The sequence below is a fragment of the Kitasatospora sp. NPDC096077 genome, from assembly GCF_040303245.1.
Classification (GTDB): domain Bacteria; phylum Actinomycetota; class Actinomycetes; order Streptomycetales; family Streptomycetaceae; genus Kitasatospora.
Window position 1 is genome coordinate 129867 of the sequence record NZ_JBEOSV010000005.1, and the last position, 25464, is coordinate 155330.

Here is a 25464-nt window from a genome sequence, read left to right on the forward strand (position 1 = left end):
CCGGTGCGGAGCGATCCGCACCGGCCTCCGTGCTGTCCGGGGGCCGGTGGGTCACCGCGGTGGGTCACCGCGGCGGGGCGTCCAGGGCGGGGCGACGGCGGCGAAGGCCTGGTCGGTGAGGGCGGCCGGGTCGTGACCGCCGTCGCCGTCGCTCCACTGCTGGAGGACGACGTCGAAGGCGGTCAGCGCCATGCCGGCGGCGAGCCGGGGGTAGAGGGTGGCCGCCGGATCGAGGCCCAGCCGGGCGGCGAGTTCGGCGGCGAGCTCCTCGCGCCACCGGGCCTGGCGCTCCAGGAAGCGGGCGTACAGGGCGGGGGTGCCGAGGATAGGGATGGGGCGTGGAACGGATCCCGGACCAGAGCGGGCGGGTGTTCGTCGTCACCGGGGCGAACAGCGGCCTCGGGCTGGCGACCACCCGGGCGATCGCCCGGCGCGGCGGCGATGTGGTCCTCGCCGTCCGGGACGAGGGCAGGGGTCGGCGCGCGGTCGCGGAGATCACCGCCGAACTGCCGCAGACGCGGGCACGGTTGGAGGTGCGCCGGCTCGACCTGGCCGACCTCGACTCCGTCCGCGCCTTCGCCGACGGGCTGCGCTCGGACGGCGTCCGCCCGGACGTCCTGGTCAACAACGCCGGGGTGCTGGCGCCGCCGCGCACGCTGAGCGCCCAGGGCCACGAACTGCAGTTCGCCGCGAACCACTTGGGCCACTTCGCGCTCACCGGACTGCTGCTCGACCTGCTGGCGGACGGCGCGGATCCCCGGGTGGTCACGGTCAGTTCGGCCAACCACCGGCAGGGGAGGATCTTCTTCGACGACCTGGACGGTGAACGCGGGTACTCGCCGATGGCCCGCTACAACCAGTCGAAGCTCGCCAACGCCCTCTTCGGCCGGGAACTCCACCGGCGCCTCGTCGCCGCCGGCAGCCCGGTCCGCAGCGTGCTGGCCCACCCCGGCTTCGCCGCCACCAACATCCCGGCCGGCTCGGTCGGGGTGGTGAAGCTGCTCCTCGGCCGTCTGCTGCTCCCGCTCGCCCAGCCGGCCGCCCGGGGCGCGCTGCCCCAACTCTTCGCCGCCACCGACCCGGAGGCGCTCGGCGGGCAGTTCATCGGCCCGGCCGGACTCGGCGAGCTGCGCGGCGCCCCGACCGTGGTGCGGCCGGCCGCGCGGGCGCTCGACCCGGAGGCGGCCCGGCGGCTGTGGGAGCTTTCGGAGCGGCTGACCGGCGTCCGCTTCGCCGTCTGAGTGGCGGTTCGAGTTGTCGGGCCGAGTTGCCGGGCCGGACCGGGTGCGTGAGAAGTCGGCCGGGCCGACTTCCCACCCGGGCGCGCTACTTGCCCGCGAGGACCGCCGTCAGCAGGCGGTTGGCGAGGGGGCTCGGAGCGCCGAAGTCCAGGCCCAGGTTGGAGACCGAGTACGCGGCGTGGACGGACAGGTCGCGGGTGGCGAACATGCCGTTGGCGTAGCCGTCGTCGTGACCGGTCTTGCCCCAGAGCACGGTGCCGTTCGGCAGCGGGGTGGACATCAGGCCCGCGCCGAAGCAGGCCACCTTGTTGCAGGAGGTGCCGCCGACGAACGGCACGGGCTTGCCCTCGCTGTCCTTGGGGAGGGCGAACAGCTCCGCCTGCTGGGCGGCGGGCAGCAGGCGGCCCTGCAGCAGCGTGGTCAGGAAACGGTCGAGGTCGGCGGTGGTGGAGATCAGGTTGGACGGGTCGCCGCCCTGCTCGCTGGTGTCGACGGCCCGGCCGCTGTCGTCGCTCATGTAGCCGTGCAGGTAGGGGCGGGGCATGGTGGGGTCGTCCTCCGGCACCGAAGTCTGGTCCAGGTGCAGGGGGTTGAGGATGCGGGCGGTGACCTCGTCCTTGAAGGAGTGGCCGGTGATCTGCTCGATCAGCTTGCCCGCGATCCGGAAGCCGAGGGAGTTGTACTCCTGTTCGGTGCCGGGCGTGAAGTGCGGGCCGGGCGCCGGGCGGCCGTCGTCGGGGCGCAGGGTCTGCTGGATGATCTGGTCGAAGGTGCGGTAGTCGTACCGGTCGGCGATCGTCTCGTCGGCGCTCGCGGGGGGCTTGCCCTCGTCCACGTTCGGCAGTCCGCTGGTGTAGTTGACCAGTTGGCGGACGGTGATCGGGTCGAAGGTGTCGGGCAGCAGGCCCGGCAGGTAGTCCTGGACGGTCCGGTCGAGGTCGATCCGCCCCTCGGCGGCCAGCTGCAGGACGACGGTGGTCTCGAACACCTTGGAGATGCTGCCGGCGTGGAAGTGCGCGTTCTCCGGGATCTTCCGGCCGGTCTGGCTGTCGATGGTGGAGCCCTTCCACACCTGGCCGGGCTCGGCGACCAGGGCGATCGCGCCGGAGGCGCCGTCGGAGGGGCGGGTCTCGATGGCGGCCTGGAGTGCGGCGGGGTCCAGCGGTGGGAAGGCCGTCGCGGTGGGGGAGTCGGCGCCGCTCGCGGCGAAGGCCTGCGCCCCGGTGGCGGTGGTGACGCCGACCAGGGCGGAACAGGCCAGACCGAGGGCGGCGGTGCGGCGGGCGAACGGCTTCATGTGGGGCACCCCGTGGATCACTACGGCTGAGTGGACCTCAGCGACAGAAACGATCCTGCTCGCCGGCGGCCCCGCCCGGCATCGGGGACCGACCCCGATCCGTCCCTGAGCCGCCCCCGACGGTCCGTCAGGAGCCTCCCCCGGGCGGCGCCCCCGCCCGGCGCGAACGCCTGGCGAAGCCGACAACAGCGGTGCCCCGCACCGGCCACGGCCGGTGCGGGGCACCACTGTTCGTGCGTCTTCTTCGGAAGTCGTCTTCTTTAGAAGTCGTCGTCGAAGGCGACCGAGCCCTCGACCGCGACCTGGTACGCCGACACCCGGCGCTCGAAGAAGTTGGTCAGCTCCTGGACGTTCTGGAGCTCCATGAAGCCGAACGGGTTGGTCGACCCGTAGCGGATCGGCATCCCGAGGCGGGCCAGGCGCTGGTCGGCGACGGCCTCCAGGTACTGGCGCATGGAGTCGGTGTTCATGCCGGCCAGACCGTCACCGCACAGGTCCTGGGCGAACTGGAGCTCGGCCTCGACGGCCTCCTCCAGCATCTCGGTGACCTGCTTGGCCATCTCGTCGTCGAAGAGGTCGGGCTCCTCCTCGCGGACGGTGTCCACCACGGACATCGCGAAGTCCATGTGCATGGACTCGTCGCGGAACACCCAGTTGGTGCCGGTGGCGAGACCGTGCAGCAGGCCACGGCTCCGGAACCAGTACACGTACGCGAACGCGCCGTAGAAGAACAGCCCCTCGACGCACGCCGCGAAGCAGATCAGGTTCAGGAGGAACGCGCGGCGGTCCTCCTTGGTCTGCAGCGAGTCGATGTGGTCGACGGCGTTCATGTACTTGAAGCAGAACTGGGCCTTCTGGTGGATGGAGGGGATGTTCTCCACCGCGGCGAAGGCCGCGTTGCGGTCCTCCGGATCCGGAAGGTACGTGTCCAGCAGCGTCAGGTAGAACTGGACGTGCACGGCCTCCTCGAACAGCTGACGGCTCAGGTACAGCCGCGCCTCCGGGGAGTTGATGTGCTTGTAGAGGCTCAGCACGACGTTGTTGGCGACGATCGAGTCACCCGTCGCGAAGAAGGCGACCAGGCGGCCGATCAGGTGGCGCTCGCCCTCGCTGAGCTTCGCCAGGTCGGCGACGTCGGAGTGCAGGTCCACCTCCTCGACGGTCCAGGTGTTCTTGATCGCGTCGCGGTACCGGTCGTAGAACGACGGGTAGCGCATCGGGCGCAGGGTCAGCTCGAAGCCGGGGTCGAGCAGCATCTTGCGGTCGTCGGCAGTCATTACTGGCAGGCCTCGCAGGACTCGGGGTTCTCCAGGGAGCAGGCCAGTGCGGCCTCTTCCTCCGGGGTGAGGGTCGGGGTGTTCACGGGCACCGGCGCGGCGGCGCGGGCGGTGCCGGAGGCGGCCTGGGCGATCCGGGTCGCGGGGCGCGAGCGCAGGTAGTAGGTGGTCTTCAGACCCACCTTCCACGCGTAGGCGTACATCGAGCTGAGCTTGCCGATGGTCGGCGCCGCCATGAACAGGTTCAGCGACTGGCTCTGGTCGAGGTACGGCATGCGGGCCGCGGCCAGGTCGATCAGGGCGCGCTGCGGCAGCTCCCACGCGGTGCGGTACAGCGAGCGCACCTCCTCGGGCAGCCAGCCGAGCTCCTGCACCGAGCCGTTGGCGTCGCGCAGCGAGTCACGGGTCTGCTGGTCCCAGACGCCGAGCTCCTTGAGCTCGCGCACCAGGTACGGGTTGACCTGGAGGAACTCGCCGGAGAGCGTCTCGCGCTTGAACAGGTTGGAGACCTGGGGCTCGATGCACTCGTACACGCCGGCGATGGACGCGATGGTCGCGGTCGGGGCGATCGCGAGCAGCAGCGAGTTGCGCAGGCCGGTCTCGGCGATGCGGGCGCGCAGCGCGGTCCAGCGGTCGGCCCACTGCGGGGCGGCCGTCGGGAAGTGGTCGATGTGCAGCTCGCCGCGGGCGGCGCGGGTCTCGCCGTAGGCCTCGTGGCGGCCCAGCTGCTCGGCCAGGTCGGCGGAGCGCTCGTAGGCGGTGAGCATGATGCGCTCGGCGATGAGGGTGGACAGCTGCTTGGCCTCGGCCGAGTCGAAGTCGAGCCGCAGCTTGAAGAAGACGTCCTGGAGGCCCATCACGCCGAGGCCGACCGGCCGCCAGCGGGAGTTGGAGGTGCCGGCCTCGACCGTCGGGTAGAAGTTGATGTCCACCACGCGGTCGAGGAAGGTGACGGCGGTGCGCACGGTGGCGTCCAGCCGCTCCCAGTCCATGGCGTTGATCAGGTCGGCGGCGGTGGCGCCGGCGGCCACGTGGGCGCCGAGGTTGACCGAGCCGAGGTTGCAGACGGCGGTCTCGGAGTCGTCCGTGACCTCCAGGATCTCGGTGCACAGGTTGGAGGAGTGCACCGTGCGGCCCGGCAGGGCGGTCTGGTTGGCGGCGCGGTTGGAAGCGTCCTTGAAGGTCATCCAGCCGTTGCCGGTCTGCGCGAGGGTGCGCATCATGCGGGCGTAGAGGGTCTGCGCCGGGATGGTGCGGACAGCCTTGCCGGCCAGCTCGGCCTTGACGTAGGCCTCGTCGAACTCGGCGCCCCAGAGGTCGACCAGCTCGGGCACGTCGGCCGGGGAGAACAGCGACCAGTCGGCGTTGGCGTTCACGCGGCGCATGAACTCGTCCGGGATCCAGTGCGCCAGGTTGAGGTTGTGGGTACGGCGGGCCTCTTCGCCGGTGTTGTCGCGGAGCTCCAGGAACTCCTCGATGTCGGCGTGCCAGGTCTCCAGGTAGACGCAGGCCGCGCCCTTGCGGCGGCCGCCCTGGTTGACGGCGGCGACCGAGGAGTCGAGGGTGCGCAGGAACGGCACGATGCCGTTGGACTTGCCGTTGGTGCCGCGGATCAGGCTGCCGCGCGAGCGGATGCGCGAGTAGGACAGGCCGATGCCGCCGGCGTGCTTGGACAGCCGGGCGATCTGCGCGTAGCGGTTGTAGATCGAGTCCAGGTTGTCCAGCGGCGAGTCCAGCAGGTAGCAGCTGGACATCTGCGGGTGCCGGGTGCCGGAGTTGAAGAGCGTCGGCGAGGAGGTCAGGTACTCCAGGCGGCTCATCAGGCCGTACAGCTCGGACACCTCGCGCACGGACTGCTCGGTGTCACCGACCGCCAGGCCGCAGGCGACGCGGAGCAGGAAGTGCTGCGGGGTCTCGATCACCTTGCGGGTGATCGGGTGGCGCAGCAGGTAGCGGGACTGCACGGTGCGCAGGCCGAAGTACTCGAACCGGTCGTCGCCCTTGGCGTCGATCAGGGCGTCCAGGGCGGCGGCGTGCTTGGCGACGAACGCGGCGGTGGTGTCGCCGATCAGGCCCTCGGCGTGGCCGACGGCGATCGAGGCGGCGAAGGTGGTGGAACCCTGGCTGTTCGCCTCGTCGACGATCTCCAGGGCGAGCAGGCGGGCCGCGAGCTTCGAGTACTGGGGGTCCTCGGCGATCATCGACGCGGCGGCGTCCACGGCCAGCCCGCGGAGCTCGGCGAAGTCCGAGCCGGCGTGGCGGCCGCGCAGCGCGGCGGCGGCGACATGGCCGGGGTCGACCTCGGCGAGGTCGACGCTGCGGTCGGTGAGCAGCCGCAGGAGCGCGCCGCCGGGGTCGGCGACCGTCGGGTCGACAAAGGCGGTACCGGTGCCCTGGGCGGGCAGGGTGACTGAGGCAGCGGTGGTCAAGGCGCTCTCTCCTGGCGGCGATCGGCGGCGTGATCGGGGTCACCCGGGCCGATCTGGGCAGGGGAGCACGGCGCGAACGCAAACGACGTCGCGAGAGGTGTCTCCCCGGCCCGCCCGCGAGGCCCGGAGGGGTCGTACTGGTGCTTGTGCGGCCTCTGCGGGAGGGCCGTGCGCACGCTGGTCGGCAGGTACTCGGACTCGCGGCGCGGCTCCTGGAGCCGCCCGCACACCGCTGCGGGGCAGTCCCGGATTCGCACCGGGTTCCCCTGCATCGACAGCAGAAGCGAGCATACATGTAGTGGCATCTCTCCGATGCGACACCACATGTAGTGCGGCGTGGCGTGTTGGAGCGATGACCGGTGGTGTCGGGCGAGGGGCCTTGCGGCGCTTGGCGGGAGGCCTCGCAGAGGCGGCCGGAGGCCCGGGTGAGGCCGTCGGGAAGCCCGGTCGTGTGTACGGGACGCCCCGGTCCGCGCCGACGGCGTCCCGGTTCCGGCACGGAATGGTCACCGGGCGGATCGGCGGTCGGGCGCATGCCCTACGATCTGGGCGCATGAGCGACGGAACTGGCGTACCTGGGCACGGGCCGCAGGGAACGTCTCCCGCCGGGCCGGGGGGCGCACGGAATCAGCAGCCGGTGGTACCGGGACCGGTGCCGCCGCCGAGCGGGGGCTTCGGCCCGCCGCCGCCCTCGTACGGGCCGGTGGCGCCGTCCGCGCAGCCGCTTCCCCAGCCCGTTCCTCCGGTGCCGCAGCCGCAGGCCCAGCCGCCGCAGCCGCAGCCGCAGTGGCAGCAGCAGCCCCAGCCTCCGCAGCCCGTTCCGACGCAGCGCGCCGAACCCGACTGGGCGGCGCTGGCGGACCGCAACGAGGCCGAGGGCAAGCGCAAGCGCAGGCTCAAGGTGATCGGCATCGTCGCCGCGGTCGTCGTGGTGGGCGGCCTGGCCGCGGGCGGCGCGGTGCTGCTCCAGGGCAAGAAGGACGACGGTGGGAAGGCGGTCGCGGGCCAGACCTCGACCGCCTCCGGCCGGCCCACGGCCACGCCGTCGAGCCCGTCCGGCAGCCCGGGGGGACAGTCCGGCCAGACGGACGACCCGTCGAAGCCGATCTGGGAGGCCGCGACCGACCCGGCGCCGCAGGACGCGGGCGCGCTGTTCTCCGCGCAGCAGCTGACGATCAACGGCGCGACCTGGAACCGGACCATGGTCGCACTGGACCAGCCGTGCTGGGACGGCAATTCGACGACCGGCGGGCTCGGCAAGGTGCTCGGCGACCAGGGGTGCCAGAAGGTGCTCCGGGCGACGTACGTCTCCGGCGACAGCGCGGTGACCGTCGGCGTGGCCGTCTTCGACCACAAGATCCAGGCCGAGACCGCGATGAAGAACTACGCCGGCCAGCTCAAGGGTCTGCCGGCCGCCGGCGCCCCGGCCTTCTGTGCCAACCCCGGCTGCACCAACACCCACAACAGCCTCGGCCGGTACGCCTACTTCACGGTCGAGGGCTCGGCGAAGGGCGGCAACAACCCCGACGCCACGGCGACCGCGGCGGCCTCCGGATTCTCCGAGTACGTGAAGGGCCAACTGCTGCAGCGTGCCAAGGCCGCGGGCTCCGCCGCGCCGGGAGCGCAGGGCACGCCGCCCCCGGCTCCGGCGGGCTGACCTCCCCCGACACCCCGGTCCCGGCGGATTCGTTCGCGGGGGCCGGGGGAGTGTGACAGGCTCTCGGGCAGTCATTCGTACGCGTGTTCCGGTTGGGTCCGTGGGGGTCGGTACCGGCGAGCAACCGGAGGAGTGGTCCGTGGCGCTGCCCAGTGCCCTGCGCGGCAAGCCCGCCGTCCTGGCCGTGGCCGGGGCGGTCGTCGCGACCGGCGCGTTCGTGCTGCTGGGCCGCGACGGGCGGACCGACCGGAGCGACGTCGAACAGCCCTCCCGGGCACCGGTGTCGGTGGGCGCGCCCGGACGCACCCTGCCGCCGGACGTGGGCCGGGACCTGTTGGCCCGGGATCCGCAGGCCTCGCCGAACGCCCGCGCCGTCGACCAGTTCCTGACCGACCTGGAGAGCCAGGCCCGTACCGGGAAGAGCGGTGGGACGGTGATCGGCCAGCACGTCGAGGCGCACAACGAGCGCAACAACCCCGAGTACGGCGACTATCGCGGTACCAAGCAGGTCGGCTACTACTACCGGAAGGCCGCCGACATCACCGGCAAGCTGCCGGGCTTCGTCGAGACCGACCTCGGCCCCGGCTACGGCCAGAGCGCCTGGGGCGTCGGCAACCCGCGCTCCTACTCGGCCGGCCGCTGGCCCACCTGCCGACCCGGCTGGCAGTACACCGACGACGCCGTCGACCTGCTGGCCGCCGTCTGGTCCGGCCACCCACGCGCCGACGACGGCACCTACGGCACCTCCGGCGTCCAGCACAACTGCGACGGCAGCAGCACCGAACTGCCGGACAACGGCGGTGCCCCGGCCGGGATCGTCGGGATGTCCTTTCACCAGCCCTACCCCGGATCGGACGTCAAGTCCTTCGACCGGGTGCTCTGTTCGAACTCCCCCACGGCCAAGGACCCCGGCTGGTTCGGCCGGGTCGTGGACAGCCAGCACGACACCCCCGAGTACCGGGCGCTGGTGTCCGACCTCTCGTACCTGGCGGATCACCTGGAGTACCTGGCGGCGCACGACGTGCCGGTGCTGCTGCGCCCGTATCACGAGATGAACGTGCAGGACTGTGCCAGCAGGTTCTGGTGGGCGGGCCAGAAGCCGGCCGAGTACCAGGCGCTGTGGCGGATCACCTACCACTACCTGGTGGACACCAGGGGGCTGCACAACCTGCTGTTCGTCTGGACGCCGGTGTCCTGGGACGGCGCCCCGGGCGTCGACCCGTGGGACTACTACCCGGGCGCCCAGTACGTGGACGTGGTCGGCGTGGACGACTACAGCGGCAGCCCGGCGCACCCGATCGGCACCGGCGAGGTGTGGACCAAGCGCTACTACGACGGGCTCGCGGCCTACGACAAGCCGCGGATGCTGGCCGAGTCCTTCGCCGTCCCGGTCAACTCCCGCCAGCCGGACACCTTGCGGCGCACGCCGTGGACGATCTGGACGGTCTGGGGGCAGTCGCTCACGGAGAAGAACCTGACCCCGGACCAGCCGCGCAACACGGCGGCCGACGTCAACGCCACCTACCACAGCCCGCTGGTGCTCACGGGCGGCTCCGGCGCGTTCGGTCCGGGCATCGACTGGGGCGGTCTTCACGTCCGTTGAGCCGTCGGGTCCGCACCTCTGCCGGGAACCGGTGACCACCGCGTTGAACGGGTTGGATTCCGGGCCCGTTGCGGTGTGTGGCATTCTGTGGCGGCGAAACCGTGGGGTTGTTCGGTACACGGTCGGGAGAGGGCCCGGAGGGGCGGGGGTAGGGGATGACACAGACGCGTCCGATGCGCGGGGTCGGCGCCCTGGCGGTCGGTTGGGGCGTGGTGCTGCTCGCCTGGGCGGCGTACAACTGCTTCGGTCAGGTGGGCTTCGCCACCTACCTCAAGGGCATCTTCTACTACGGCGGGTCGTCGGTGGACGCCGAGACCGGGAGCCTCAACTACGGCCTGCTCTACCTGGTTTCGGGCATCCTCCTGCTGCGCGGGCGTGGCTGGGCGCTCGGGGTGGCGGCGGGTGTCGCGCTGGTCGAGGGCTACAACCGGGTGCGCAGCCTGACCGGCGCGCTGCTCGACAAACCCCAGCGCGAGTGGTTCACCGGCACCACCGAGGGTTGGCTGAAGCTCGCCACCTTCGGGCTCGGGGTGGTCGTCACCGCGACTCTGATCGTGCTGCTGGCCCGGTCGAAGTGGCGGGAGCGGGCCGGGGAGTCGGGTGGGGAGCCGCACTGGTCGATCCTGCAGACGGTCCCGTCCGCTCCGAATCCGGTTCTGTACCCGCAGCCGCAGCCGCAGCCGCAGCCGCAGCCGCAGCCGCAGCCGCAGCCGCAGCCGCAGCCGCAGGCCGCGTGGCCGCAGCAGCCGCCCGCCCAGCCGGTGTGGCAGCAGCAGGTCCCGCCGCAGCCGGTCGCCTGGCCGCCGGCTCAGCCCCAGCCGGTCCAGCCCCAGCCCGCGTCGCCGGTCCCGTACGCCCAGCCGCCCGCCCCGTACCAGCCGCCCTACGCCCAGCAGCAGTGGCCCGCCGCCCCGCCCGTCGCCCCGGGCCCGGTGGCGCCCGGACCGGTCGCGCCGCCGCCCACCGACCGGCCGTCGGCGGACCGGCCGCCGCAGACCTGACCGCCCGTGAACGACCGGCCCCGCCCGGGGCCGGACCGACACCAGACGAGGAACGATTTTCGCCATGCCATCGACAGCCCCCGTGCGGACGGTGCTGACCACCTCGCGCGAGGCCGCCCGGCTCGCCGAGCGACAGATGTCGTGGAAGCCCCGGGTGTTGCCGTTCTACGTGGCCTTCCTGATCATCTTCGCCTTCTCGATCTGGGCGTACGTGCCCAACCCGACCCCGCTGGGATGGGCGATCACCATCCTGTGGGGCATGCCGGTGTTCGGCGTGCTGATCGGCTTCCAGGGCGTGCTGATGGTCCGCCGCCGGCTGCGGCAGGTGGGGCGGATGACCCCGCCCGCGCCGGTCGAGGACGACTTCCTGATCGTGCTGGTGCCGACCATCGGCCGGCACGACACCTACCCGGCGCTGGAGCGCTCGGTGCTCTCGTACGTCGAGCATCTGCCGCCCTACTTCCCGTGGCTACGGGTGGACATCCTCACCGAGGAGGGCTGCGCCGCCGCCGAGAAGATCGACGACCTGGCCGCCCGGCACCCGCTGATCCGGGTGGTCACCGTGCCGAAGGCGTACGAGACGCCCAACGGCACCAAGTTCAAGGCCCGCGCCAACCACTACTCGCACGAGCTGCGGATCGAGGAGGGCGAGGCCGAGGACGACGTCTGGGTGCTGCACATGGACGACGACACCGGAGTCGGCCCGGACACCGCCGCGGCCGTCGCCCAGTTCGTCAACCGACAGCGCCGGGCCGGCGACGAGGCCAAGCACATGGCGCAGGGCATCCTGACGTACCCCCGCGAGAACGCGGTCTCGACCTTCACCTGGCTCGCCGACGCGATCCGCCCGGCCGACGACATCGCCCGCTTCCGTGCGATGACCGGCACCGGAACCCCGATCGCCGGCGTCCACGGCGAGCTGCTGATCGTGCGCTCCTCGGTGGAGGCCACCATCGGTTGGGACTTCGGGCCGAAGACCATCGTCGAGGACGCCCAGATGGCGCTGAACTTCTGCCAGCGCTACCCGGGCCGCAGCGACTGGTTCAACGGGCGCTGCTACGGCGCCTCGCCCGCCGGGGTCAAGGACTTCCTCAAGCAGCGCGAGCGCTGGGCCTGGGGTCTGGTCGCGCTCTGCTTCAACAAGACGATCCCGCTGCGGTACCGGCTGTTCATCGGGATGGGCATGGTCAGCTGGGTGCTCGGCCCGCTGCAGCACGTCGGCCTGGTGCTGCTGGTCGCCTGGTTCACCGGCACCTGGAACACCTCGCCGGTCACCCAGTCCGTGGTGCTGCTCTGGGCGATCAACTTCGCCTACGTCATCTGGACGTACTGGGAGGGGCTGCGGCTGAACGTGGTCGCCTCGGCCAACCACCGGCGCAAGTGGTGGGAGCCGATCGTCGTGGTGGCCTGCATCCCGGTGTTCTCCTTCCTGGAGGGTTGGGGCGGCCTGCGGGGACTGATCAAGTTCCTCAAGGGCGAGGAGAACAAGTTCGTCGTCATCGCCAAGCCGGCCTGATCGGAAAGCACGACTGTGAAGCGCGCTGCAATCTTCGTCCTGCCGACCGTCGTCGTCGCCGTCGCCGTGGCGGTCCCCGTGGTGTGGGGGGACCACCCGATCCGGTTCGACCACCAGAGCCCCTCCACCGTCCACCTCGCCGCCCCCACCGAGCAGGGCCGGGTCTGGGGCTTCGGCAAGGACGCGCCGCCGGTCGAGGACACCGGCCCCAAGGTGGCCCGTCCGTGGACGAAGGGGAGCCCCGAGTGGGGCGTGCAGGTGTACTGGCTGGACGACCCGGCGGACCCGGACAACTTCGTCCAGGGCAAGGTCGACCGCATCGTCAAGTACGTGGTCGGGCTGAACGCCAACTCCCTGTCGGTGACGTTCCCGTACTACACCACCGGTACCAAGTCGAACGCCGTCGCCGCCCGCCCGACCTCGCCCACCCCGGAGCGCCTCGCCCTGTTGCTGGACGCCGCCCACCGGGCGGGTCTGCGCACCACCGTGCGTCCGATCATGGACGAGGACGTGTTCGACTACGTCCACACCCTCAAGTGGCGTGGCAACATCGCGCCGACCGACCGGGACGCCTGGTTCGCCAGCTATGCCGCCTTTCTGGAGCCGTACCTGAAGGTCTCCCAGGAGCACGACGCGGCCGAGTTCACCATCGGCACGGAGTTCAACTCGCTGGAGGGCGACCCGCACTGGCCGGGGCTGATCGACCAGGCGCGGAAGACCTTCCACGGTGAGGTGGCGTACGACGCGAACTTCGACAACTGGTCCAAGGCCCCGATCGCGGTGCCGACCGACGTGACCGGCGTGGACGCCTACCCGCCGGCCAGGAACTCCGACGACGACGCCCCCATCGGTGACCTGGAGGCCAGTTGGAACGCATGGCTCGACAAGCGCGGCACGGGCGCCCAGCCGACCACCAAGCTCACCGAGGTGGGCATCCCGGCGCAGAAGGGCGCGTACAAGACACCCGGTGAGTACTACAAGAAGACCGAGGTGAACGAGGCCGTCCAGGCCACCTGGTTCACCGCGGTGTGCCGGGTGGCCGAGCAGCGCAAGCTGAGCGGGTTGTACTTCTGGTCGCTGTACTTCGGCATCGACCCGACCCTGCCGCCCACCCCGGACACCCCGCGGATGGACTACGCGGGGCGCTCGGGGTCCGAGAAGGCGATCCGTGACTGCTTCGCGCAGACCTACGAAGTGCCGCCCGCGTAGCGGCGGTTACTGCTGCGCCGGGGGTTCACCGGCGGTCGCCCTGCCGGTCGGGGTGTGGGCCGGACGAGGGGAACCCGGTCGCGTGGCGGGCTTGCCGGTGGTCGGGGTCGGGGTCGGGGTCGGGGTGGCACCGGCCGTCGGTGTGGGTGTGGGCGTGGGCGTGGGGGTCGCCGTCGGCGCCGGGGCGGCCGGGTGGTCCGGCTGGGCCCCGGCCAGCCCGTCCGCGATCTGCTGCTCCAGCCACGGCGTCACGAACCGCATGCCGGCCGGGGTGAGGTGCACCCCGTCGTTGGCGGGGGTGACCCAGTGGCCGTCCTTGTCCTTCCACACACAGGTGTCGTACGGGCAGTAGAAGGCGTTCAGGTCGACCAGCCGGACGGTGCCGCCTGAGGCCTTCACGAACTCGGAGACCTGCTGGTCGTAGCAGTTGCCCCAGGTCTTGTTGACGGCGCCGTTCTCGACCCGCTCGTTCATCAGCAGCACCCGGGCGCCGGGTGCCCGGCGGTGGACCTGCTCCATGGCCTGGGTGAGCTGGGTGCGGTACCGGTTGCGGTAGTCGTCGTCGCAGGGGTTGAGCCAGGTGCCGTCCAGGTACTGCTCGGCGGCGTCCCAGCCGAGGTGGACGAGGACGGCCTGCGGCGCGGCGGAGGTGAGCTGCCGGTCCCACTCGGCGGCCCGGTCCCGGCAGTCCGCCTCGGTGTCGAACTCCTCCTGGGAGGTGGTGCGCACCTTGTCCGGGTCGAACACGCCGCAGCCGCTGATGCCGCCGTCGACCACCCGGTAGCGGTCACCGTGGCGGTACAGGCCGGTGGCGAGGTCCTGGGCGAAGGAGTCGCCGAGCACCAGGACCACCGGCTTGCCGCTCGGCCCGGAACGCATGTCGTGGGTGACCCAGGCGGGCAGGTACCAGGCCCCCGCGGTGGCCACCGCGGTCGCGACGGCCAGCAGCGGGACGGCCGGGAAGACCCGCCATCGCAGCACCCGCAGCTTCTCCGTACCGGTGTGCAGCAGCCAGGCCAGCACCCACGACACCGGCGCGCCGATCAGCAGCAGCCGCTGCGGCGAGATGTCGTCGACGTAGTGCTGGAGCAGCCAGTACACCGGCAGGTGGAGCAGGTAGAGGCTGTACGAGATGGTGCCGGTGAGCCGCAGCGGGGGCAGCGACAGCAACCACACCAGCGGCCCGCGGTCGTGGCAGAGCGAGGCGGTGAGGACCGCGGCGAGCGCGGCCACCACGGCCAGCCCGCCCCGGTAGAGCAGCGGGTCGTGGTAGCTGCCGACGGAGAGGCTGGCCCAGACCAGGCCACCGAGGGCCGCGGTGCCGACCAGCGTGGGCAGAGCGGTGCCCCCGAGCCGGTGCGAGCGGGCGGCGTCGGTGGCGCGGGCCTTGCGGCGCAGCCAGAGGTAGACCCCGAAGGCGGCGGTGGCGCCGGCCGCGAAGCCGACCGCACGGGTCTCGGTGCCGAGGTAGAGCCGGTCGCTGTTGTGGCCGTTCCACATCAGCGGGGCGACCGCGGCGGAGACCGCGAACAGCACCGCGGTGGCGATGCCGGTCGCGCGCAGCGAGCGGCGGCACAGGCCGAACAGGACGAGCAGCAGCAGCGGCCAGACCGCGTAGAACTGCTCGGTGATGCTGAGCGACCACATGGCCGCGAGCGGGTCGATCGAGGCGAAGTGCTGCCAGTAGGCGTCGCCGCGGGCCAGTTGGGCCCAGTTGGCGACCTGGCCGAGCGCGGCGAGCGCCTGCGGGCGCAGGTCCCTGACGTCCCGCAGCGGGCTGACCAGGGCGGACAACCCGACGACCAGGATGATGGTGGTGAACAGCCCGGGGAGCAGCCGCTTCGCCCGGCGGCGGTAGAAGACGCCGAGCCGGATGCCGTCGGTGCGGTCCAGTTCACGGATCAGCACCAGGCTGACGAGGAAGCCGGAGAGGACGAAGAAGACGTCCACGCCGAACAGCCCGTTCTGGAACCAGTCGGTGTGGTACAGCAGCACCGAGGCGATCGCGAGGCCGCGCAGCCCGTCGACCGCCTTGAAGCGGACGGAGGGCGGCAGCGGGCCGCGCGGCCGGGGCACGGGTGCGGGTATCGCGTAGCGGCTGGCGGTCGGGGCCAGGGTGCCCCGGGCCTCGCGCATGTCCTGGAGCGTGGGCCCGCTCGCGGGCGTGCCGAGGCCGGACCCGTCGTCCATGTGTTGCGTCCCCCCGGTCGATCGACTGTCACGACGTGTCAAGACGTGTCTTGATCTGTGGTTTATATCAAAAGACGTCTGTTGATCGTCTGCCGGTCGCCGGGGAGGGGGAGGACCGTGCGACGGTCCGCCGGGCTCAGAACGCCATGGTGTAGACCATCAGGTTCATCCCCGGGTACGGCGCCCAGTCGCGTTCCGGGGTGCGTCGGAAGCCGACCCGCTCGTAGACGCGGTGGGCGGTGGTCATCTCGGGGCGGGTGGAGAAGGCCATGCCGGCCAGGCCGAGTTCGCGGGTGCGGGTGACCGAGGCGCGCACCAGGGCCTCGCCGACGCCGCGGCCGCGGGAGACGGCGGCGGTGGCGAGCATCCGGATCTCGCCCTCCCGCGGGGTGGCGATGTCGGCCCACTCGGTGCCGCCGACGGCGAAGGTCACGCAGCCGAGGACCCGCTCGTCGGCCGCGTCGACGGCGACCAGGAGCTCGGCCTCGCGGGAGCGCCGTTCGGCGTCCCGGAGCAGCTCCACGTAGCCGCTCGTGGGCTGGGTGAAGCCGTCGCCGACGAAGGCGTCGACGGTGATCCGGCCGGCCTCTTCGAGGTCCTGGGGGAGGGCGTGGCGGATGAGGTAGTCCATCCGGCCAGTGTGCCGGAGGCGTTCGGCGGTTCGTACCCGGGGGTTCCCGCCGCCACCCGGGGCCGCCACCCGGGCCGTCTCCGAGGCGGGCCGGCCGCCGCCGCTCAGCCGGCCCCGGGCGCGCCGTCCAGGTGGCCCAGGTCGTTCCAGTGCTCCGGCCGCAGCCGCCCGTCCTGGGCCCGCCACAGGCTGGTGGAGCAGTTGTGCACCGGCCCGAGGTCGATCAACTGCTGTTCGGTGAGCCGGTCCAGCGCGTAGCGCAGCATCAGCACGGTGCAGTCGTGGGCGACCAGCAGGACGGGCCGTCCGGCCTCCTCCTCGCAGACGTCCCGCAGCAGGCTGCGCACCCGCAGCGCGACGTCGGCCCAGGACTCGCCGCCGGGCGGGCGGTAGTACAGCTCGCCCATCTTGCGCCGCCGGGCGGCCTCCTCCGGGTGCTTGGCCTCGATGGCTGCCTTGGGCAGCATCTCCAGGATGCCGAGCTCGCGGTCCCGCAGCCGTTCGTCGTACCGGACGGCGAGGGTGACGGGCACCGCGCCGAGCGCGGCGGCCTGGGCGAGCGCGATCCGGGCGGTCTCGGCGGTGCGCACGTACGGCGAGCACCAGACGCGGTGCGGCCGGTCGGCGCCGGGCAGGGCGGCCCACCAGCGGCCGAGTTCCCGGGCCTGCTGCTGGCCGTGCGGGGAGAGCGGGATGTCGGCGTCGCGGCAGCTGATCGGGACGCTGAGCGCGCCGACGGCCTCGGCCAGCTGGAACTCGACGTTGGCGGTGGACTCGCCGTGCCGGGTGGCGATCAGCACGGACGGCAGCCGGCCGGCCGTCGGGCGGTGGCCGGAGCCGAGGTGGTGCGTCCCGTTGACGGCCTGGTGCGCCCCCTGGACGGACGGGTGCGGGTTCTGGGTGGACTGGTGCTGGCCGTTGAGGGTGGTGCCGAGTTCTGCCATGGCCGCGAGCTCCCCGTGGGTCGATCAGGTTCCGGCCGGATGCCGGTCCGGTCTGGTGGTGCCCGGCGTGCACGCCTGTTCATACATATGATCGCGCCGCCTCCTCCAGTGTTCACGGAGAAGGCGGCGCGATCACAGGGCGCGCGCAGGGCCAATCAGTGCGCCGCTACGGGCTCCGGCGCGTTGTCCCGCTCGTCCTCGCCGCCCTCGGCGCTGTAGTCGGAGGGCTTGGTCTCGTCCGGGAGCTGGGGCGCCTTGACCGCCCGCAGCACCAGGGTGAGCACCACCGCGACGATCAGGTTGAGCGCGAAGGCGGTCAGGCCGATGTAGCCGATCTCGCCGATGCCGGGGATCTCGGCCGCGTTGCCGCCGAAGTGCTTGGTGGCCGGGCTGGCCAGCCCGTACGCCGTCCAGGTGCCGTAGACCATGCCGGCCGCCCAGCCGGCGAACAGCGCCCAGTGGTGGAACCAGCGGGTGAACAGGCCGCCGACGATCGCCACGAAGGTCTGCAGGATCCACAGGCCGCCCAGCAGCTGGAGGTTGATCGCGGCCTGCTTGTCCATGCCGAGTACGAAGACCAGCGCGCCGACCTTGACCAGCAGCGAGACCAGCTTGGCGATCCGGGTCTCGTCGGCCGGGGTGGCGGCGGGCTTGAGCCACTCCTTGTAGACGTTGCGGGTGAACAGGTTGGCCGCCGCGATGGACATGATGGCGGCCGGCACCAGCGCGCCGATCCCGATCGCGGCGAAGGCCACGCCGGTGAACCAGTCCGGGAACATGCTCGCGAACAGCTGCGGCACCGACAGCTGGGAGTTGTAGCCCTTGACGCCGCTGCCGACGCCGGCCGCGATCGCCATGAAGCCGAGCAGGGCCAGCAGGCCGAGCATCAGCGAGTAGGCGGGCATGATCGCCATGTTGCGGCGCACGGTGTTGCGGGACTTGGAGGCCAGCACGCCGGTCACCGAGTGGGGGTACATGAACAGCGCCATCGCCGAGCCCAGCCCCAGCGTGGCGTACGTCCACTGCTTGTTGTCCGGGAGGGTCAGCCCGCCGGACTTGGTCTGCTTGAAGTGGGCCGCGGCCGCGTCGAAGATGTGCCCGTAGCCGCCGAGCCGGATCGGGATGTAGATCACCGCGACGATGATCACGATGTAGACCAGGGCGTCCTTGACGAAGGCGATCAGCGCCGGGGCCCGCAGGCCGGAGGAGTAGGTGTAGGCGGCCAGCACGCCGAAGGCGATGAACAGCGGCAGGTCCTTGACGAACCAGTTGGCGTTCTCCCCGCCGCCGACGCCGAGCACGTCCAGCACCGCCTGGATGCCGACCAGTTGCAGCGCGATGTACGGCATGGTGGCCAGGATCCCGGTCAGCGCGACGACCAGGGACAGCGGCCGGGAGCCGTACCGGCCGCGGACGAAGTCCGCCGGGGTCACGTAGCCGTGCACCCGGGAGACCGACCAGAGCCGGGGCAGGAAGAGGAAGACCAGCGGGTAGGCGACGATCGTGTACGGCACCGCGAAGAAGCCGGCGGCGCCGGTCGCGTACACCGCCGCCGGGACGGCCACGAAGGTGTACGCGGTGTAGAGGTCGCCGCCGAGCAGGAACCAGGTCACCCAGGTCCCGAAGCTGCGCCCGCCCAGGCCCCACTCGTGCAGGTGGTCGGCGTCGCCCGCGCGGCGCCAGCGCGAGGCGAGGAAGCCCATCACGGTGACCAGCAGGAAGAAGAGTGCGAAGACCACCAGGGCCGGCACGTTGACGTCCTTCATCGCGCACCGCCGTCCCGGGCCGCCTTGCGGGCCTTCTCGTCCCGGTTGATCAACAGGTAGGCGGCGACCGTGAAGACGGCCGACACCGGCACCCAGAGCAGTTGGTACCAGTAGAAGAAGGGCACCCCGGACACCGCCGGGTCGGTCTTGTCGTAGGAGGAGACCCAGAGCATCGCGACGATCGGCACGAGCAGGGCCAGCCCGGCGAGCACCCGCTCGGGCGTCACCGCCGGGACGGATCTGTCCGATGGCTCGGCCATGACAGCTTTGTCGGGGGACTGTTCAGACGGCATCTTCGGCTCCGCTCCGGAGGGCTCTCCCCGTCGGCGCCGCAGCCCCGGGGCACCGCACGTGCCCCGTGAGCCCGCCGAGCAGCACCATCGGTGATCGGCAGTCAGTACGGCTGCGCAATCTAGGGCATGGAGTGATCCATGTCACCGGATACGGTGCAACTTCCCGCCATCCGGACGCGAACGGGCGCTCGGGCGCCCGTACACCGATGCGCACGGACGCGCACGGACGCGCACGGACGCGCAGGGACGTGCACGGATGCGTGCGAACGCTGGGGGAAGCGCGGGAAAGCGAACGGGCACCGGCGCGCGCGAACCGCGCACGCCGGTGCCCGTGGTGGGCGAGGGGCGCCCGACTACTCGGGACGCTTCAGCCGGGTGATGAACTTGTAGCGGTCGCCGCGGTAGATCGAGCGGACCCACTCGACCGGATCGCCGTCCCCGTCGAAGGAGTGCCGGGAGAGCTGCAGCATCGGCAGCCCGAGGTCGGAGCCGAGCAGGCCGGCCTCGCGCGGGTTGGCGAGGGTGGTCTCGATGGTCTCCTCGGCCTCGGCCACGGTGACCCCGTAGACCTCGCGCAGCGCCGCGTACAGCGAGTTGTGCTTGGCGAGATTGCGCCGCAGGGCGGGGAAGCGCTTGGCCGACAGGTGGGCGACCTCGATCGCCATCGGGTCGCCGTTGGCCAGCCGCAGCCGCTCGATCCGCAGCACCCGGCCGCCGGGCTTGATGTCCAGCAGCGGGGCGAGCCGGTCGTCGGCGGTGATGTAGCCGATCTCGATCAGCCGGGAGGTGGGCTCCAGGCCCTGGGCGCGCATGTCCTCGGTGTAGGAGGTGAGTTGCAGCGCCTGGGCGACCTTCGGCTTGGCCACGAAGGTGCCCTTGCCCTGGATGCGCTCCAGCCGGCCCTCGACGACCAGTTCCTGGAGGGCCTGGCGGACGGTGGTGCGCGAGGTGTCGAACTGGGCGGCGAGCGCGCGCTCGGGCGGGACCGGGGTGCCCGCGGGCTGGGTCTCGGTGAGCTGGAGGAGGTGGCGCTTGAGGCCGTAGTACTTGGGGACGCGCGCGGTCGGGTCGGCGCCGGCCGGTGTCGCGAGGCTCTTCGCCTCGGGGTCGTCGGCCTGGGCGGTGGTTCCCCCGTCGCTGCTCATCGGACCTGTTCTCCCGCTTCTCGCGGGGCCTTTTACCGCCCCGCCACATCGTTAACGGATCACATCGTTGCATGTATGGCTACGGAACGAATACCTCATCACGCGATGAACGATGTGCGGTGTCGGCTTGATAACGGGTGGTCGAGATCGGTCGAACAGCCGTTGACAGGCCCATTGGTCTAGGCCAAGCTCCAGGCAGCTGGTCTACACCACTAGATCGGTAACGATGAATCCCCCCACCCGTTCGAAGGGCTCCGCGGCACCTCTTCTCCCGCTTTGCGTGGGTATGCCGCTGCCACCCGACGGGGGTAACCCAGGCATCCCTCAGGAGGATGGCGTGAAGCGTCAGCTCATCGCGGCGGTCGGCGTCGCGGCCATGGTCGTCGGTCTCGCGGCTTGTAGCTCGGACGGCAAGAAGGACGACAGCGGTTCGTCGTCCTCCAGCGCGGCCGACAAGTACAAGGGCAAGACGCTCAAGGTGTGGACGATGAGCGGCTCGGCCCCCAAGGGCTGGACCGACTCGGTCAAGTCCGAGTTCGAGACCACTTACCCGGGTTCGAAGGTCGACTTCCAGACCCAGGAGTGGACCGACATCGGCCCGAAGATCACCGCCGCGCTCTCCGAGGGCTCGGTCGACGTCCTGGAGCTGGGCAACACCCAGACCTCCGGCTACGCCGCCTCCGGCGGTCTGCTGGACATCACCAAGGACAAGTCCGCGCTGGGTGGCGACGCTTGGGCCGCCAACCAGAACGAGGCCGCGATGCTGGACGGCAAGCAGTACGCCGCCCCGTGGTGGGTCTCCAACCGCGTGGTCGCCTACAACAAGGACCTGTGGGCCAAGGCCGGCCTGACCGCCGCCCCGAAGACCCTGGACGAGTTCTACGCCGACCTGGACACCCTGAAGAAGACCCAGGGCGTCACCGACCCGATCTACCTGCCGGGCCAGGAGTGGTACACCTACTTCGGCTTCCTGGTCGGCGAGGGCGGCAAGATCGCCAAGCAGGAGGGCGGCAAGTGGGTCGGCGGCCTGGAGTCCCCCGAGGCGCAGCGCGCCTTCGAGACCTACAAGAAGCTGCAGAGCTACTCGGTCACCGGTCCGAAGGACAAGGACGAGGCCACCCCGCAGCAGAAGGACGTCTTCGCCAAGGGTGACATCGGCACCATGATCGCCCTCGGCTGGGAGCTCCCGGACGAGAAGGCCATGGCCAAGGACAAGATCGGCTTCTTCCCGATCCCGGGCAAGACCGCCGACAAGCCGTCCGGCGTCTTCATCGGTGGCTCGAACCTCGCGATCGCCTCGCAGAGCAAGAACACCGACATGGCGAAGGACTTCCTGAAGGTCGCCCTCAACGACAAGAACGAGGGCCTGGTCGCCGCGGCCGGCGACATCCCGAACAAGCCGGCCCTGAACAGCCAGATCACCGGTGACTTCGCGACCGCCGCCCAGGTGGCCACCGCGGTCGGCGGGACCACCCCGATCACCCCGAACTGGGCCAGCGTCGAGAACGTCCCGAACCCGATCAAGGACTTCCTGACCGCGGTCCTCCAGGGCGCCGACTACGCGTCCACCGCGAAGAAGTACGACGACGAGATCGCCAAGCGGCTCAACCAGAAGAACTAAGGCATCAGGGGCCTGTCTTCGAACTCCCGCCTGCGTGGCGGCGTTGGGGACAGGCCCCCCGCGGCGTCGCTCACCGGCCCCCGGCGGGGGGTCGGTGGGCGGCGCCCGTCCGTCGTGGCCGGGTTGTGAGGAAGTGAGAACGATGGCTGTGCATTCGGACCGGGTGCAGACGCAGTCCCCGGAGTCAGGGAGGGCTGTTGTGGCCGAGATCGACACCGGTGCCGCCGGCGGCGGGGCCAAGGGCACCGCGCCGAAGGGCACCAGATCCGCGGGCGGCCCCGGTCTCGGCGCCCGCTCCGCACCGTACCTGCTGCTGCTGCCGGCCACCGTGGCGACCATCGTCCTGCTCGGCTGGCCGCTGCTGAAGACCTTCCTGCTGTCGTTCCAGGACCTCAACCGGCGCCAGCTGGTGATGCACCTGACCGAGTGGACCGGCTTCGACAACTACAAGGAGCAGCTGAGCGACCCGGAGTTCTGGTCGGTCACCGGGCGCACCGTCGTCTTCACCCTGGTCAACGTGGTGCTGATCATGGTCGGCGGCACCCTGGTCGGCCTGCTGCTCAACCACCTCGGCAAGAAGATGCGGCTGGCGCTGTCGATCGCGCTGCTGATGGCCTGGGCGATGCCGGTGGTCGCCGCGACCACGGTCTACACCTGGCTGTTCGACGAGAACTGGGGCGTCGTCAACTGGTTCCTGGACAAGCTCGGTTGGCACTCGATGGCCAACTACAACTGGATGAGCGACGAGTACTCGACCTTCTTCGTCGTCATCCTGCTGATCGTCTGGATGTCGATCCCCTTCGTGGCGTTCAACATGTACGCCGGTCTGACCACCATCCCCAAGGAGCTCTACGAGGCCGCCCGGATGGACGGCGCCGGCTCCTCGAAGATCTTCAGCTCGGTGATCTTCCCGAACCTGAAGCCCTTCTTCCTGGCCACGACCTTCCTTGAGGTCATCTGGGTGTTCAAGTCCTTCACCCAGATCTACGCGATCAACGGCGGCGGCCCCGAGAAGCTCACCCGGACCCTGCCGGTGCACGCCTTCCTGGAGGGCTCGGGCAGCCAGCACTACGGCGTCGGCGCCGCGATCGCGGTGCTCACCATCCTGATGCTGGGCGTCCTGATGGCCTACTACTTCCGCATCATGATCAAGCAGGAGGACGAGCTGTGAGGCGCTCTCTCTTCGGACGTACCTGGCCGAACGTGATCGCGGTCGTCCTCATCGTCTTCTTCATCTTCCCCGTCTACTGGATGATCGCGACCGCGTTCAAACAGAACAACGACATCATCAGCAAGACGCCGGTCTTCATCCCCTTCGACGCGACCTTCGAGCACTTCACCACCGCGGTGAACGCGCCCAACTTCTGGACGTACGTCACCAACAGCATCACCGTCACCGTCGGCGCGGTGCTGATCTCCCTGGTGATCGCGACCCTGGCGGCCTTCGCCGTCGCCCGGATGAGGTTCCGCGGCCGCAAGGCCTTCGTGCTGGTCATCATGCTGGCCCAGATGGCGCCCTGGGAGGTCATGACCATCGCGGTCTACATGATCTCCCGCGACAACGACATGCTGAACAGCCTGCTGCCGCTGACGTTCTTCTACATGATGATGGTCCTGCCCTTCACCATCTGGACGCTGCGCGGCTTCATCGCCGCGGTGCCGAAGGAGCTGGAGGAGTCGGCCATGGTGGACGGCTGCACCCGCACCCAGGCCTTCGTGAAGGTGATCTTCCCGCTGCTGGCCCCGGGGCTGATGTCGACCTCGCTGTTCGGGTTCATCACGGCCTGGAACGAGTTCCCGCTCGTCCTGATCGTCAACAAGGAGCAGGGCAAGACCCTCCCGCTCTGGCTCTCCTCCTTCAAGACCGCCTTCGGCAACGACTGGGGCGCCACCATGGCGGCCTCCACGATGTTCGCCGTCCCGGTGCTGATCCTGTTCGTCTTCCTCCAGCGCAAGGCGGTCGGCGGTCTGACCGACGGCGCCGTGAAGGGCTGAGCCACCGTGAGCATCCTGATTCCCACCGCCCCGGACAGCGACCAGCTCCACCGGGACGCCCTGACCGTCCTGCAGCCCGGCTTCGTCGGCACCGAGCCGCCCGCCTGGCTGCGCCGCCACCTGGCTGCCGGGCTCGGCTCGGTCGCGCTGTTCGACCGCAATGTGGTCGACCTCGACCAGCTCTCCGCGCTGACCGGCTCGCTGCGCGCGGAGAACCCCGATCTGCTGATCGCGATCGACGAGGAGAGCGGCGACGTCACCCGGCTGGAGGCCGGCTCCGGCTCCTCCTGGCCGGGCAACCTGGCCCTCGGCGCGATCGACGACCCGGCGCTGACCCGGGACGTCGCCCGTGAGCTGGGCCGGGCGCTGGCCGCGGCCGGCGTCAACTACAACTGGGCGCCCACCGCGGACGTCAACTCCAACCCGCGCAACCCGGTGATCGGCGTCCGCTCCTTCGGCGCCGACCCGGAGCTGTGCGCCCGGCACACCGCCGCCTGGGTGGAGGGCCTGCAGTCGGCCGGTGTGGCCGCCTGCTCCAAGCACTTCCCCGGCCACGGCGACACCGCGGTGGACTCGCACCACGGCCTGCCGGTGATCGACGTCGACCTGGACGTGCTGCGCACCCGTGACCTGATCCCGTTCCAGGCCGCCATCGCGGCCGGCACCAAGGCCGTGATGACCGCCCACATCATGGTCCCGGCGCTGGACCCGAAGCTGCCGGCCACCCTGAGCCCGACCGTGCTGCGCGACCTGCTGCGCGCCGCCCCGGCCGACGGCGGCCTGGGCTACCAGGGCCTGATCGTCAGCGACGCGATCGAGATGGGCGCCATCGCCGACACCTTCGGGATGGGCGAGGGCACCGTGCTGGCGCTGGCGGCCGGCGCGGACGCGATCTGCGTCGGCGGCGGGCTGGCCGACGAGGAGACCGTGCTGATGCTGCGCGACGCCATCGTGGCGGGCGTGCGCTCCGGCCGGCTCACCGAGGAGCGGCTGGCGGACGCGGCGGACCGGGTCCGGGCGCTGGGCAGCTGGGGCCGGATCGCGGCCCAGGGCGAGCAGGCCGAGCCGGACCTCGCGGTGGGCCTGCGGGCCGCCCGCCGGGCGCTGCGGGTGGTCCGGGCGCCGGGCCGCGAGGTGCTGCCGGTGAGCGAGCGCCCGTACGTGGCCTCGTTCTCGGACGAGCCGAACATCGCGGTCGGCGACGTGACCCCGTGGGGCGTGGCCGGCATGCTGGCCGACCGCTTCCCGGGCACCCGCACCCGTGAGGTGTCGGCGGCCGAGGCCGCGCCGGAGCTGCTGGACGCCCTGGTCGCCGAGCTGGTGGCCGGGGCCGAGGGCCGCCGGCTGGTGCTGGTGGTCCGGGACGCCCACCGGCATGCCTGGATGGCCGCCGCGCTGAGCCGCCTGGTGGCGGCCCGGCCGGACGCCGCCGTGGTGGAGATGGGGCTGCCCCAGTCCGAGCCGGTCGGCGCGCTGTACATCGCCACCCACGGTGCCGCCCGGGTCTGCGGGCTGGCGGCCGTGGAGGTGCTCACCGGGCAGCCGGGGGCGATCGGCTGAGTCCGGGCGGACGTCACCGGCGCTGTCCGGGGACGTCGGCCGACGGGCCCGTCATGCGCATGTCGCATGACGGGCCCGTGTTGTTTCCC

General features: G+C 71.2%; 19 protein-coding genes, 1 pseudogene and 1 riboswitch. Of the genes and pseudogenes, 10 read left to right on the forward strand and 10 right to left on the reverse strand.

What is annotated here, in order from left to right; all coding sequences use genetic code 11:
- Window positions 1-51 precede the first annotated feature (51 nt).
- A pseudogene (locus ABTZ03_RS07495) lies at window positions 52-327 on the reverse strand (acyl-CoA-like ligand-binding transcription factor); the annotation flags it as partial.
- Window positions 328-338: 11 nt separating this feature from the next.
- On the opposite strand from ABTZ03_RS07495, the gene ABTZ03_RS07500 reads away from it, so the two are divergent.
- Window positions 339-1241 (forward strand): oxidoreductase, encoded by a 903-nt coding sequence (locus ABTZ03_RS07500; RefSeq protein ID WP_350511916.1) that lies wholly within the window; start codon window positions 339-341, stop codon window positions 1239-1241.
- An 85-nt stretch (window positions 1242-1326) separates the two neighbouring features.
- Here ABTZ03_RS07500 and ABTZ03_RS07505 read toward each other — a convergent pair whose 3' ends face one another.
- The 3 genes from ABTZ03_RS07505 to ABTZ03_RS07515 all read right to left on the reverse strand — a co-directional run bounded on the left by ABTZ03_RS07505 (window position 1327) and on the right by ABTZ03_RS07515 (window position 6220).
- On the reverse strand, window positions 1327-2538 hold the full coding sequence (locus ABTZ03_RS07505; protein ID WP_350511917.1) for a serine hydrolase domain-containing protein: 1212 nt from the start codon (window positions 2536-2538) through the stop codon (window positions 1327-1329).
- Between the two features lie 260 nt (window positions 2539-2798).
- Window positions 2799-3815 carry a ribonucleotide-diphosphate reductase subunit beta gene (locus ABTZ03_RS07510; protein ID WP_350511918.1) on the reverse strand — a complete coding sequence of 339 codons (1017 nt, stop codon included), beginning with the start codon at window positions 3813-3815 and terminating at the stop codon, window positions 2799-2801.
- A complete protein-coding gene (locus tag ABTZ03_RS07515; protein WP_350512060.1) occupies window positions 3815-6220 on the reverse strand; it encodes a ribonucleoside-diphosphate reductase subunit alpha in 2406 nt (801 codons plus the stop codon). Before ABTZ03_RS07515 ends, ABTZ03_RS07510 begins: the two co-directional genes overlap by 1 nt.
- A 190-nt stretch (window positions 6221-6410) precedes the next feature.
- A riboswitch (cobalamin riboswitch) is annotated at window positions 6411-6551 on the reverse strand.
- 438 nt (window positions 6552-6989) lie between these two features.
- Here ABTZ03_RS07515 and ABTZ03_RS07520 point away from each other — a divergent pair.
- From ABTZ03_RS07520 to ABTZ03_RS07540, 5 genes are all read left to right on the forward strand, one after another.
- The gene (locus ABTZ03_RS07520; RefSeq protein WP_350511919.1) at window positions 6990-7901 is read left to right on the forward strand and encodes a hypothetical protein; all 912 of its coding nucleotides are present in this window, start codon (window positions 6990-6992) and stop codon (window positions 7899-7901) included.
- A gap of 139 nt (window positions 7902-8040) precedes the next feature.
- Window positions 8041-9504 carry a glycoside hydrolase family 26 protein gene (locus ABTZ03_RS07525; RefSeq protein ID WP_350511920.1) on the forward strand — a complete coding sequence of 488 codons (1464 nt, stop codon included), beginning with the start codon at window positions 8041-8043 and terminating at the stop codon, window positions 9502-9504.
- Window positions 9505-9659: 155 nt separating this feature from the next.
- A complete protein-coding gene (locus tag ABTZ03_RS07530; protein ID WP_350511921.1) occupies window positions 9660-10505 on the forward strand; it encodes a hypothetical protein in 846 nt (281 codons plus the stop codon).
- A 64-nt stretch (window positions 10506-10569) separates the two neighbouring features.
- A complete protein-coding gene (locus tag ABTZ03_RS07535) occupies window positions 10570-12021 on the forward strand; it encodes a glycosyltransferase family 2 protein (RefSeq protein ID WP_350511922.1) in 1452 nt (483 codons plus the stop codon).
- A gap of 15 nt (window positions 12022-12036) precedes the next feature.
- Window positions 12037-13230: a glycoside hydrolase family 113 gene (locus ABTZ03_RS07540; protein ID WP_350511923.1), complete on the forward strand. Its 1194-nt coding sequence runs from the start codon at window positions 12037-12039 to the stop codon at window positions 13228-13230.
- 6 nt (window positions 13231-13236) lie between these two features.
- On the opposite strand, the gene ABTZ03_RS07545 is transcribed toward ABTZ03_RS07540, so the two are convergent.
- The 6 genes from ABTZ03_RS07545 to ABTZ03_RS07570 all read right to left on the reverse strand — a co-directional run bounded on the left by ABTZ03_RS07545 (window position 13237) and on the right by ABTZ03_RS07570 (window position 20199).
- Window positions 13237-15420 (reverse strand): SGNH/GDSL hydrolase family protein, encoded by a 2184-nt coding sequence (locus ABTZ03_RS07545; RefSeq protein ID WP_350511924.1) that lies wholly within the window; start codon window positions 15418-15420, stop codon window positions 13237-13239.
- A gap of 136 nt (window positions 15421-15556) precedes the next feature.
- Window positions 15557-16051: a GNAT family N-acetyltransferase gene (locus tag ABTZ03_RS07550; protein WP_350511925.1), complete on the reverse strand. Its 495-nt coding sequence runs from the start codon at window positions 16049-16051 to the stop codon at window positions 15557-15559.
- A gap of 104 nt (window positions 16052-16155) precedes the next feature.
- The gene (locus ABTZ03_RS07555) at window positions 16156-16995 is read right to left on the reverse strand and encodes a histidine phosphatase family protein (protein WP_350511926.1); all 840 of its coding nucleotides are present in this window, start codon (window positions 16993-16995) and stop codon (window positions 16156-16158) included.
- A gap of 155 nt (window positions 16996-17150) precedes the next feature.
- Window positions 17151-18761 carry a monocarboxylate uptake permease MctP gene (mctP, locus tag ABTZ03_RS07560; protein ID WP_350511927.1) on the reverse strand — a complete coding sequence of 537 codons (1611 nt, stop codon included), beginning with the start codon at window positions 18759-18761 and terminating at the stop codon, window positions 17151-17153.
- On the reverse strand, window positions 18758-19021 hold the full coding sequence (locus ABTZ03_RS07565; protein ID WP_350511928.1) for a DUF3311 domain-containing protein: 264 nt from the start codon (window positions 19019-19021) through the stop codon (window positions 18758-18760). Before ABTZ03_RS07565 ends, mctP begins: the two co-directional genes overlap by 4 nt.
- A 386-nt stretch (window positions 19022-19407) precedes the next feature.
- On the reverse strand, window positions 19408-20199 hold the full coding sequence (locus ABTZ03_RS07570) for a GntR family transcriptional regulator (protein ID WP_350511929.1): 792 nt from the start codon (window positions 20197-20199) through the stop codon (window positions 19408-19410).
- A gap of 337 nt (window positions 20200-20536) precedes the next feature.
- Between ABTZ03_RS07570 and ABTZ03_RS07575 the strand changes: the two genes are divergently transcribed.
- The 4 genes from ABTZ03_RS07575 to ABTZ03_RS07590 all read left to right on the forward strand — a co-directional run bounded on the left by ABTZ03_RS07575 (window position 20537) and on the right by ABTZ03_RS07590 (window position 25375).
- Window positions 20537-21820 carry an extracellular solute-binding protein gene (locus ABTZ03_RS07575; protein ID WP_350511930.1) on the forward strand — a complete coding sequence of 428 codons (1284 nt, stop codon included), beginning with the start codon at window positions 20537-20539 and terminating at the stop codon, window positions 21818-21820.
- Between the two features lie 142 nt (window positions 21821-21962).
- Window positions 21963-22991, forward strand: a complete 1029-nt coding sequence (locus tag ABTZ03_RS07580) for a carbohydrate ABC transporter permease (protein WP_400920380.1) — start codon at window positions 21963-21965, stop codon at window positions 22989-22991.
- Window positions 22988-23815: a carbohydrate ABC transporter permease gene (locus ABTZ03_RS07585; RefSeq protein WP_350511932.1), complete on the forward strand. Its 828-nt coding sequence runs from the start codon at window positions 22988-22990 to the stop codon at window positions 23813-23815. Before ABTZ03_RS07580 ends, ABTZ03_RS07585 begins: the two co-directional genes overlap by 4 nt.
- Before the next feature lie 6 nt (window positions 23816-23821).
- Window positions 23822-25375, forward strand: a complete 1554-nt coding sequence (locus tag ABTZ03_RS07590; RefSeq protein WP_400920382.1) for a glycoside hydrolase family 3 protein — start codon at window positions 23822-23824, stop codon at window positions 25373-25375.
- Window positions 25376-25464: the final 89 nt, after the last annotated feature.

What these genes read in the sequence shown, in the direction of transcription:
- ABTZ03_RS07505 (WP_350511917.1), bottom strand. Translation starts at nt 2,538, where the DNA reads ATGAAGCCGTTCGCCCGCCGCACCGCCGCCCTCGGTCTGGCCTGTTCC.
- ABTZ03_RS07510 (WP_350511918.1), bottom strand. Translation starts at nt 3,815, where the DNA reads ATGACTGCCGACGACCGCAAGATGCTGCTCGACCCCGGCTTCGAGCTG.
- ABTZ03_RS07530 (WP_350511921.1), top strand. Translation starts at nt 9,660, where the DNA reads ATGACACAGACGCGTCCGATGCGCGGGGTCGGCGCCCTGGCGGTCGGT.
- ABTZ03_RS07535 (WP_350511922.1), top strand. Translation starts at nt 10,570, where the DNA reads ATGCCATCGACAGCCCCCGTGCGGACGGTGCTGACCACCTCGCGCGAG.
- ABTZ03_RS07545 (WP_350511924.1), bottom strand. Translation starts at nt 15,420, where the DNA reads ATGGACGACGGGTCCGGCCTCGGCACGCCCGCGAGCGGGCCCACGCTC.
- ABTZ03_RS07550 (WP_350511925.1), bottom strand. Translation starts at nt 16,051, where the DNA reads ATGGACTACCTCATCCGCCACGCCCTCCCCCAGGACCTCGAAGAGGCC.
- ABTZ03_RS07555 (WP_350511926.1), bottom strand. Translation starts at nt 16,995, where the DNA reads ATGGCAGAACTCGGCACCACCCTCAACGGCCAGCACCAGTCCACCCAG.
- mctP (WP_350511927.1), bottom strand. Translation starts at nt 18,761, where the DNA reads ATGAAGGACGTCAACGTGCCGGCCCTGGTGGTCTTCGCACTCTTCTTC.
- ABTZ03_RS07565 (WP_350511928.1), bottom strand. Translation starts at nt 19,021, where the DNA reads ATGGCCGAGCCATCGGACAGATCCGTCCCGGCGGTGACGCCCGAGCGG.
- ABTZ03_RS07570 (WP_350511929.1), bottom strand. Translation starts at nt 20,199, where the DNA reads ATGAGCAGCGACGGGGGAACCACCGCCCAGGCCGACGACCCCGAGGCG.
- ABTZ03_RS07580 (WP_400920380.1), top strand. Translation starts at nt 21,963, where the DNA reads ATGGCTGTGCATTCGGACCGGGTGCAGACGCAGTCCCCGGAGTCAGGG.